This is a genomic window from Anoxybacillus andreesenii (assembly GCF_030813005.1).
GTDB lineage: Bacteria > Bacillota > Bacilli > Bacillales > Cytobacillaceae > Robertmurraya > Robertmurraya andreesenii.
In genome coordinates this window covers 1-10,919 of the sequence record NZ_JAUSTU010000046.1, presented here as the reverse complement: position 1 = coordinate 10,919, position 10,919 = coordinate 1, and the positions used below count along the sequence as shown (strand labels likewise).

Here is a 10,919-nt window from a genome sequence, read left to right as displayed (position 1 = left end):
CGCACTATCCCGTCAATCATAATCACTTTAAATAAGGCTGGCAAGCTTCTGCATTTTTTATTGCATTTTTATGTACTTTTTTCTTGCAAAATACAAACAGTAATCTATAAATCCTTGTAATGATTTACTTTTAATATCTATAGAGTGATTATCTTCCTTTAAAACTTTAGAAGCATATAGTCTGAATGTGTATTCTAAAAACATTCGGCTTACTATATTTAGAAATGGTGAGTACTTTCCGTTTTTATTTTCATAAGTAAGAAAGTACAATAAAGACTTTATTTTATCAGAATGCTCAAATTGCAGATTTTCATAATATTTTTTATAGAATGTTTCTGAAAGAACAGTCTGTTGTTTAGGCACTATAAAGGGTGCCTTCATTGCCTTTATTACAATTTTTAAGCTATCTTGCCAGTAAGTATATTCAAAGGTATTATCCATATAATACTTGAAAGTAATACTATATTCCCCTGGTATATTATCTGGTTGGATTATTCCATTAACTAAAACTAAATCTGAACATTCTATTCGTAGCAATTGAGGTTCAAACAAATCTTTGTGCTCTATTTCTATTTTTTCATTTAAATCTATTGTTTGATTAGTGTAGTAAAATTTATTTTCATCTTTTTTTAATGATATCTTTAAAGATTTAACTTGTTGATTATTCCCCTTTTTAATGCCTACTCCATCACTTTCTTTTAAGTTAATACCGCTACTCTTTATTCCATCAATTAATAGTCCCTCATCTTGTTCTTCCTTTGGTTTATTATCATGATGGGAAACAGTAGTAACTTCTTCTTTACGTTTTATCGAACTATTTGTATCCTCTTCTTTTTCTTTAATTAAAGGGAGAAAAAAATCTTCTATTTCCCTCGCTTTATTAAACAAACGTGTTAGGGATAGTCCATTTCTATTACTTTCCTCAATCGCTTTATCAATTAAAAAGTTAATTTTTATTATTTTGTTCTTATCTATATTGGAAAATTCCTCATCTATACCCAATGCCTTTTTAATTTCTCTATTATTAAAGAACCTTCTGATTGTTGTATAACTTATCTTTTGAGTTATATCTTCATTTAGAAATTTTTCATTTTGATCTGCAATTACTAGTTCTATTGGACTCTTCTTTTTGCGTCTACTCTCAAAAACACCTTTTTCTTTAGAGGACCATGCTTTTAATCCTCTACCTTTATCTTCGCCAGAGTGAGTACGTTCCATAATTAACAATGCTTCTTCTTCAGAAGTAATATAACAATTTATTTTATTAGAGTAATTTGCTTTATCCTCTTTCTTTAAGTTCTCAATTCTCTGCATTAACGATTTATCTATGGAAGTTAGTATTTCTGGGTTATTTAGAAATTTAAGACAAGCAACTCTTCTATTACCTTCATAAACAATGTATTTCCCTTTGTTAGGGTCATAGACTAAGACAGGTAGATTAGAACCTAATAAACCATTTTCATAAATATCTTTCGCTAAATTATACATATATTGGGAACCAACTTTATTAACTAACTTTTTTATTGTATCAATCTCGTTTGATCCCACATCATGTCTAGGATTTTCTACATAATTCATTATTTCGGAAATATCTATTATTTTGTATTGGTTCAAAGAACTCATAGTATCACCTCAGCTCCAGTTATTATTTTTAAATAATCACTTTCATTATTTAAACGATTTATTTTTTTAGAAAAGAACATAAACTCTAAACCATTCTTTTTCTCTTGTAATGTATAAGATAAGTTAAAAGTAATTTGTTCGAACTTGGAATACAACTCTTGAATTTCCCTAGCTGTATCATATGTAACTATCCATTTACGATTATTCATTAAATGAATTATAATTTTAGCTAAATTTTCATGATCACCGTGTGAGTAAAAATTAGTGTACAACCCTTGTCCTTTTTTATAATAAGGTGGATCAAAAAATGTAAATGAATTTCTCGTCTTAACTATAACTGATTCAATAAAATCCATAGCATCTAAATTATATAAATCAATTGATTGTTTATATTTTGATATTTTTACTATCTTTTTAATTAAATCCTCTTTATTAAACCTACAATCTATTAAGTAGGTACCGTTTTGCCCCAATCCACCAATTGGACCAGCTTTATCAATAATTCCCGACCTATTAGTTCTATTTAAAAAAAATGTAGAAAAACCAACTAATAATGGATCATTTTCATATACATTTTCTCTAATTCTTTTTTGATTATGCCACTCTTCGATTGTTACTGGTGTATTTTCAATCAACCTTATAAAAGCTTCAGTATGATTCAAGACACTATTCCAAAAGCAATATATCGAGTAGTCATAGTCATTTATAATAATCCGTTTGACTATACCATTAAATAAAAGGGCAAATGAAATAGCAGAACCCCCAGCAAAAGGTTCGATGTATGTAGAAGATTTATTATTATTAACTAAATTACTAATAAAAGGATATATCTTATACTTTCCTCCAGGGTACCTCAGAGGAGATGGATTCAACAATTGTTTCACTTCTTTCTATACTTAAAACTTTTTGTGTTAGTTACAAATAGTATAACATTTTCAACAAAATTAGAATATAATGTCAAGATATAAAAAAATGGGGCAATTAGCCCCTGTTATATTTAAATTATTATTTCAAACTTCCGCTTTACTATCACTTGTGATACGGTTCACCGTATCAATCTAAAGGCAATAGATATATTTAATTGATTGAACTATTTATTAATATCCATTTTAATCAATTTCAGAAGTAAGTACGACTCCTCAATTTATTGTATTAGGTTTGAACATAATACTTTTTTTGTTTAACTTATCATATATTCGGCTAAAATGTAAAACATACTTTAAACTTTTACTGAATAAATGTAATATATAATTAAACAATGTGAGAGGTGAAAACAATGTCCTTTATATCTCAAGAAAAAATCCTGAAAGTCTTATTAGGCTTTAACCCCTGGTGGAATAGTGGACAAATCCCTCGTAATTTTGAAAAGCCAGTTAAACGCTTAGCATTTTACGAAGCCAAAAAATATTTCTATCACTCTGAAATTAGACGTGAAGTCATTCTTTCTGGTCCCAGACGAGTAGGAAAAACAACCATTATGTATCAAATGATAAGTGATATTCTAAGAACTTCATCCCCTAAGCAGATATTATACGTGTCTTTTGATCATCCAATGCTTAAGCTATGTGATATTGGTGATATTCTTGATGTGTTTGAAAATAATATCTCACAAGGTTCTGAAGAATTATTTTTATTTTTCGATGAAATCCAGTATGCTTCTGATTGGGATACTTGGCTTAAGACGTTATATGATCAGTACCCTTCCTATAAAATTATGGCTACTGGCTCTGCAAGTCCTGTACTTGCCACAAAAATGAGTGAAAGTGGAGTCGGGAGATGGACACAAATAAAGATACCAACACTTTCATTTTATGAGTATATTGATCTAATTGGGGCAAATAAACCAGACTTACCGAAAAATATTAAACCCACTCAATTGGGTCATTTAGATGAAAAGACACTCACCACTATTATGATTTCTTTACAACCTTTGCAAAAACATTTTCATCAATACCTATTAATTGGAGGATTTCCCGAAGTTGCAAAAACTCAAGATATTTCTTTTGCTCAGAAAATTATTCGGGAAGATGTAGTAGATAAGGTAATAAAAAGAGATATCGTATCTTTGTTCAATATACGAAATGTCTCTGAGTTTGAGAAAATCTTTTTATACCTTTGTATCACCAGTGGGAATATTGTCGTAGCGGAAACAATCGCTAAAGAAATAGGTGTATCCAGACCAACAATCAGCAATTACTTAGAATTATTAGAGCATGCGAATTTAATCTATACAAGTAAACCCTTCGAACTTAAAGGGAAAAAAGTATTAAAGTCCAAACCAAAAGTTTATTTAGCCGATCCTGCCATTCGCAATGCTGTTTTAATGTTAGGAGAAGAGGTACTAACCGATCCATTAGAAATGGGTACAATTATCGAAACTGCAGTATATAAACATATCCATACTTTCTTCTATGGTCAACATCCAACCATTGGGTATTTTAGGGATGCTAAAACTCAAAAAGAAATAGACATCATTGTCTCGTTTCCAATTGGTCGTATCTTAATTGAAGTGAAATATAGACAAAATTCTACTATCTCTGAAAACGAGGCAATTGTAGAATGGGCTAATGATTCTCTTACAAAAGGGGCAATTGTGGTAACTCGTGGTGACGATGATTACGGCATAACAAAACACAAAACAAACACGAAAATTATTCGTATTCCCGCTTTTGCGTTTCTTTACTTATTAGGACATGCAGAAAAAGAAGGATATGAACAATCACAAGAAAATCTGTAAGTGATACACCATTATATAGAATTCAACTCATACGAAAATGGCATTGGATATAACCAATGCTATTTCTCTTTATTGCCCTTATTTACAGATAGATCTAATACTTCAATTGCTTCATTGTTATACTCGCCTATATTTAAGCTTTCAACTATTTCATAATTGCCGTATTGAATATCACTTTCTGTTTCCAGACAATACTTTAAATCAAACTTCTCAAATAGTGTAATTTCCATCTGTTTTATCAGGAAAATTTTTCTCACAATATACGAGATGAATAATACAACTATTATTAAAGACGAAATTAATTCGACCATCCTAATTCAAAAGTAATATCTAAAAGGGGGATCCCCCCTTTTTACTCATAGTCCAACATTAGAATGCACCTTTTAAAAGTAAACTAAAATATGCATCTTCGTCTAATAATCTACTATTTTTTAATGTTTCTATCGTTGCATCTACACTATCCCTAACCTGAGCAAAAATTTGTTCTAAATAAACTGTTGGTTCTTCTGCTAATCGATGCATAACGACAGACATGACATATTGAATGTATTCATATAAATGTTTTGTGAAAAGGTTAATACTATATTGCATTTCCCCCGAATGAACAATTGCATTTCTAATTCTATATAACCTATGAACATGCTGTTGAATATTCTCTTTATGGAATTCTAATAAATTTGCACATTTTTTACCATCTTTTAATATACTGAATAATTCAGTATATCTGAAAGCTAATAAATAATTTAAATGCTCACACTCTATCTTCATTATTTCATAAAATTCATCATTCCAAAACAGATATAATGCTTCTTGGGGAGACAGTTTTCCAATTTGGTATGTGGTTCCCTCAAAGGTCACCTCTAAACCACATCTATTACAATCTTCTAAGAAGTTTCTAAGTAAACCATATAAGTAATTATGTGTGGCTGAAGCAGAAACAACCATTTTTACATTCTCTATTCCACCATCAAATTCATTTGATTGGGCAAATGATTCAATTGCAATCCATAAATTAATAAAGGTAGATTGAGGAGACAAAGATTCTTCACTTATTCTTGAAAACTCAAATAGGCTTTGAATTTTTCTATTAACATCAGTATTTGAACTTTTTAGTTGAGAGTGTACTCGATTCATAATCGTTTCTGGTGCCTTAAATTTACGCTTTTTTGCAACTAAATCAACTTTAACATTTCGTATATATGTTTGTGAATCAGGTACTAAAATAATCGGAGCTGTATCAATGTCGGGAATATTAAAACCATAAAAGTTTAATATATCCAAACTCCCAACGAGTGATTGCCACGCTTTATTAACCCCAGAATAGGTGTCATAACATTGAGTAATAATCCTTATATATTCTTTAACCTTTGAAATATTTTTCTCTAAATCATAACCTGAATAAGTATTAACAACTTCCTCGCCATTTAAAACTTCCCTACCAAGTTCTATTAGATGAGCTTTAGTGTCCGTCGCTATACTATTTTTTATAGCAAATAAAAAAACATAGGTCTGAGGACCATCATTAAACTTAGAAAATAACTTCTCAAATCTGCCTTCGACCGAGTAGGTATCATCTTTATAAGATTCATTAACAAGTGAATAAAGTGCATCAGCAGACCATCCTCTTCCTAACAATTCACTTGCTAAAATTTGTATGTCTCTTTCTATCTTTCCATACTTTTTCTCATTACTCGAAAGCATCTGGTTCAAATTTGTAATTATCCAAGTTAAATATTTTGTATTTATATGCCTTAATACATATTCAATCTGGAAAATAATTGAGTAAAGTTTAGAAACATTATCAGCTTTAGGTGCTGACTGTAACGAATTTTCCAAAATCTTAAAATGAGAGTGGGCATTTTCTTTAAAGATTACGTCCTCTTCCAACACCTTTTTCACTTCCTGAAAAACCAACCTAAGATGATTGTCGTTCCTTTTAATGTTTCCTTCTATCATCTCATTGCATACATAATTCAACTCTTTCAAAGCCTGATGAGTATTGAGAAAACGAACAGCATACTTACTATGTGTATGTATATTTAGAAGTTCTAACCAGCGTTGTATAAAAAAATCTGATTATGATTGAACGTTCCAAATTTTAATATATCTTCATTATTCAAATACCTTTCCATTTATACCTCCAATAAATAGTTGACATCCAGATAATAATTGTATATAATCCATAAGTACAACATATAATAATACTCGATAGTTAAGGAGCCACAATGGTCTTGAGGATAATCCCAACCCATTGTTAAAGCTCCTTTTATTATATCATAAATAAGGAACATACGTTTCAATTATTTACAAAACTAACCAACAGTTAAAATAAGTAATAGCATTGGCAGTGGTTCCAATGCTATTACTTATTTATTGTGTAATTATCATAAATACTTTTGTATCAAACAAACACACCACTTGCCCGCTCCTAACAAAATAAAAGGTTATTTCGCTTTCCTTTCTAAAAAGTACGACCTTAATAACCCGATAATTCATTAATAATTCTGTACCCATCCTGACTATCAATCATGGAGCCAAAAGGCAAATTATATGAACAAAAGCATTAAAATGAATAGCGAGGTTTACAACAAGTTTGTAACATTCTGCAAAGACAAATATCCTTATTTGGCACTTCAAGACCTCGTCGCCCAAAGCTTACTTGATTTTATCAATAGATATGAATAAAAGTAGTGTCAGCTCCGCTGCACTACTTTTATATTGGAAACCTTAATGCCGTAACCCTTCATAAACTTCCTCAAACATATCTTCCATTATCATCGTTTTAAAATCAGCGTTCTCCAACATTTTCATGAAGAAAGATTCGTTTTGAGTCATACGAGAGATAACAAAATCCATAAATGCCTTTTCATAGCTGAATTTGAAGTTCTCTCTTGTATTACTTTTTGCTTTTTGTGCCAAATCTTCATCTTTTATCATATCTTCAACGATTTGATCTCGTGATAATTTGTCAGTTTCAGTGAACTCAGTTCCAAAACGTTCATTTAACCTTTCGATAATTGAAGACAGTCTTTCCTTTTCTTCTTCCACAGACTTTCCTTTGCCATAAGAAGTTGGCTTCAATTCCGTTTCCCCTTGAACTTGTAATGAAATGCTCCCTTCGAACACTTTTTCATTACGGTAATATTCAAGAGCTACATCATCCGCCAAATAAACGCCGTCTGATATATTACGGGGTAATTTTTTCAATAGATAATTCAAGTACACAAATAGTTTGTGAAGTTCAATATCAGCAAACGGAGCAATCTGCAAAATAAACGAATAGGTGCGGATGAATTTTGTACTTGCACCTTTAAAATCCTCTTGTTGTTCCTTGTCAATATCCTTATTAAACCGATTTACCGCTAAATCAAGGATGGAGTTGAGCTTTTCTTGCGTCTTAGCCGTTTTCTTTTTACCGCTGAATTCTAATTCGCAAACTCCCTCAATCTCCTCAATCGTATAAATTTGACTGGCATCTAATTCACGTTGTAAATCATAGAGAAGGTTCGGATCGGTCGTACTTTCTAAACCTGTGACCTCGTAGTACGGCTGAAAGGCATTTTGTATATCTTCCGCTTCATTAACAAAATCGAGGACAAAGGTATCGTTTTTTCCTGTACATGTTCGATTCAGTCTTGATAATGTTTGGACTGCTTTAATTCCATCCAGTGGTTTATCGACGTACATCGTATGTAGCAGTGGTTCGTCAAAACCCGTTTGATATTTCTCCGCTACTAATAATACTTGATACTCATCAGTGTGGAATTTTTCGGGAAGCTCCTTCTCGCCAAAGCCATTCATTTCAGCCTCAGTATAAGGTAACCCTTTATCTTCTACCGTACCAGAAAAAGCAACAACTGCTTTCATATCTTCATAGCCTTTTCGTTCGATATATTTATCAAAAGCCAATTTATATCTAACGGCATGAAGGCGACTGCTTGTCACAACCATTGCTTTGGCACGCCCGCCAATTTTGTGTCTCGTAACTTGGCGATAATGTTCGATCATGATTTCTGTTTTTTGAGCAATATTATGAGGATGCAAGGATACATATTTGGCAATTTGTTTCGTTGCCTTGCTCTTTGCTACTTCTGGATCCTCTTCTATGCTTTTGGCAATCTTATAATATGTTTTATAGGTGGTGTAGTTTTTCAATACATCTATGATAAAGCCTTCTTCGATTGCCTGTTTCATTGAATAGACATGAAAGGCATGCGGTTTTCCGTCAGCATCATATGTTCCAAACTTCTCAATCGTTTTTGCCTTTGGTGTCGCTGTAAAGGCAAAAAACGAGATGTTATCCTGTTTCCCGCTCTTCGCAAGAAGTTCTGCAATCCTTTCTTCCATATCATCCATATTCTCTTCAGCAATACGGTCTGCTTCGAGTGCTTCCTCCAACGTCTTATCCGATAAGATGTTAGTCATCGCTGTGGAGGCTTTTCCACCTTGACTGGAATGGGCTTCATCAATAACAATAGCATACTTCCCTCTTGTAAAATCGCCGACCTTTTCCATAATGAACGGGAATTTCTGTAGAGTTGTAATAATAATACGTGTTCCACTTGAGATAGCGGCCGCTAATTGAGCTGAATCTTTATCAATTTTCTCAACCATTCCCGCTTTATGTTCTAACTGATATACAGCATCTTGGAGCTGTTTGTCCAATACTCTCCGATCCGTAATCACGATCACACTATTAAATACGGCTGTATCGTCTTCATCATGTAATTTGGCAAGGCGATGGGCTAACCAGGAGATACTGTTCGTCTTTCCGCTTCCTGCACTGTGTTGAATTAAATAATTGTTACCAACACCTTTTTCCTTTACATCGACTTCTACTTTACGAACAACATCTAATTGATGGTAACGTGGGAAAATAACTGTTTCTTTTTTCTCAACGATTTCCCCTGTGCTATCCTTAATTTCATCCAGTTCCACATAAACAAAGCGGAACAATATATCTAATAGGCTGTCCTTTTGCAAAATATCTTTCCATAAGTAAGATGTTCGATAATCGCCATAGACAACAGGATTTCCTTGTCCGCCATTATTCCCTCGATTAAAAGGAAGGAAAAAGGTTTTATTACCATTTAATCTTGTCGTCATATATACTTCGTCAGTATCAACAGCAAAGAATACAATTGCTCGTTTTTTAAATTGAAAAAGAAGCTCTCTCGGATCTCTGTCATTTCTAAATTGCTTCATGGAATCTTCAACTGTTTGACCTGTAAGCTGATTTTTTAATTCCATAACAATCAGGGGCAAACCGTTAAGGGAAACCATCATATCTATGCTGTTATTATTTTGGCTACTGTAATACACTTGTCTGCTTACAGTAAAGATATTTTCGTTATACAAATCAATAAGCATCTGATTCATCGTGCTTACAGGCTTGTTATAAGCCAATTTTAGTGTTACACCATAATCCTTCATCCCATGACGAAGGACATCTATCATCCCACGTTTGTCCAACTCTTTATGGAGTCGGTCTATTATTTTTGCTCTATACTGCTCTTTATAAACTTTTTGTAGCCGTTCCAACGCTTTTGACTGAGTATTTTCCAAAAATTTAAACAGTATCTCTGTGTCAATTGCATATTTTTTAAATAGTTCTAATGATTGTCCAGTTAATTTACGTTGAAAATAACCTGATAAAATTAGGCTATCCTCAATATTTGCTTCAAACCCTTTTTCAGTAGGATCAATCGCCATTTCTCTCCCCCCTATGACAATACTTTTTTATAGTTCCGCACATCTATTTTTCCTGTCACTGCTTCGTAGATGAGAGATTGGCGGTATTCCTTAAGTTTTAATATCTGAGATTTCAAATTAATAATCAGTGAATTAATTTCAAGTGTAATACTATCCAGGTGTTTTTCGATTTCCCTTTGTTCTACTAACGGTGGAACAATGCATATCAAATTCTTTATATCTTCTATTGTAACTGCTTCAAATGTGCTTCCTTTTACTTTTGAATTAAGCTCAATCTTGATGTGTTTAAGTAAATACCATGTGAATTTATTCATTATCTTTGTTTGAATAGCACATAGCCCCCTACCTATTCCATAGGTTTTATCAGAAATATTCATTGCACCTACAGGGGCCCTTACCGAAAACAATATATCACCCTCACTGCTCAACTTATTTGGACGCTCACAGTACAATTTAGCTTCGGGGTACATTTCCGAAAACTCTGCATTACCTTGTAAAAATGGGGAACCTATTCCAATATTATTTACATCATCAGATGACGGGGATTGCCCCATTACAACTTTTGCAATATATTTCAATCTTGTGATTTCCCAATGCTCAGGTATCTCACCAATCCATTCAACACCTGAATCTTTCATTTTTACATTTGGATTTAATCCTTTTGTTACAGCTTCGGTAATAATGGCTTGGCGTTTTTCTTCGAGCAATTCAATTAGCTTTTCTTTGTCAGCAATGAGTGAGTCGATTTCGGAGGCTAGTTGTATAATCAAATGCAACAAGCTAAATAAATGAAAAAGCCACGATAAACCGTGTATGATTAAGTCGACGAAAACACAATCATAACGGA

At 32.5% G+C, this 10,919-nt stretch carries 6 protein-coding genes; 1 reads left to right on the top strand and 5 read right to left on the bottom strand.

Annotated features, from left to right (window positions below; all coding sequences use genetic code 11):
- Positions 1–57: 57 nt before the first annotated feature.
- Complete coding sequence (locus J2S07_RS21085) at positions 58–1,623, bottom strand: ParB/RepB/Spo0J family partition protein (RefSeq protein ID WP_307152360.1); 1,566 nt, start codon at positions 1,621–1,623, stop codon at positions 58–60.
- A complete protein-coding gene (locus tag J2S07_RS21080) occupies positions 1,620–2,495 on the bottom strand; it encodes a DNA adenine methylase (RefSeq protein WP_126649726.1) in 876 nt (291 codons plus the stop codon). Before J2S07_RS21080 ends, J2S07_RS21085 begins: the two co-directional genes overlap by 4 nt.
- A gap of 404 nt (positions 2,496–2,899) precedes the next feature.
- Here J2S07_RS21080 and J2S07_RS21075 point away from each other — a divergent pair, with 404 nt between their 5' ends.
- Entirely contained in the window at positions 2,900–4,360 is a 1,461-nt protein-coding gene (locus tag J2S07_RS21075) for an ATP-binding protein (RefSeq protein WP_307152359.1), read from the top strand.
- A 369-nt stretch (positions 4,361–4,729) separates the two neighbouring features.
- Here the strand turns inward: J2S07_RS21075 and J2S07_RS21070 are convergent, their stop codons facing one another.
- From J2S07_RS21070 to J2S07_RS21060, 3 genes are all read right to left on the bottom strand, one after another.
- Positions 4,730–6,250 carry a hypothetical protein gene (locus J2S07_RS21070; protein ID WP_307152358.1) on the bottom strand — a complete coding sequence of 507 codons (1,521 nt, stop codon included), beginning with the start codon at positions 6,248–6,250 and terminating at the stop codon, positions 4,730–4,732.
- 837 nt (positions 6,251–7,087) lie between these two features.
- On the bottom strand, positions 7,088–10,072 hold the full coding sequence (locus tag J2S07_RS21065; RefSeq protein ID WP_307152357.1) for a type I restriction endonuclease subunit R: 2,985 nt from the start codon (positions 10,070–10,072) through the stop codon (positions 7,088–7,090).
- Positions 10,073–10,083: 11 nt separating this feature from the next.
- Positions 10,084–10,919, bottom strand: an 836-nt coding sequence (locus J2S07_RS21060; RefSeq protein WP_307152356.1) for a restriction endonuclease subunit S, incomplete at its 5' end; no start/stop codon positions are given.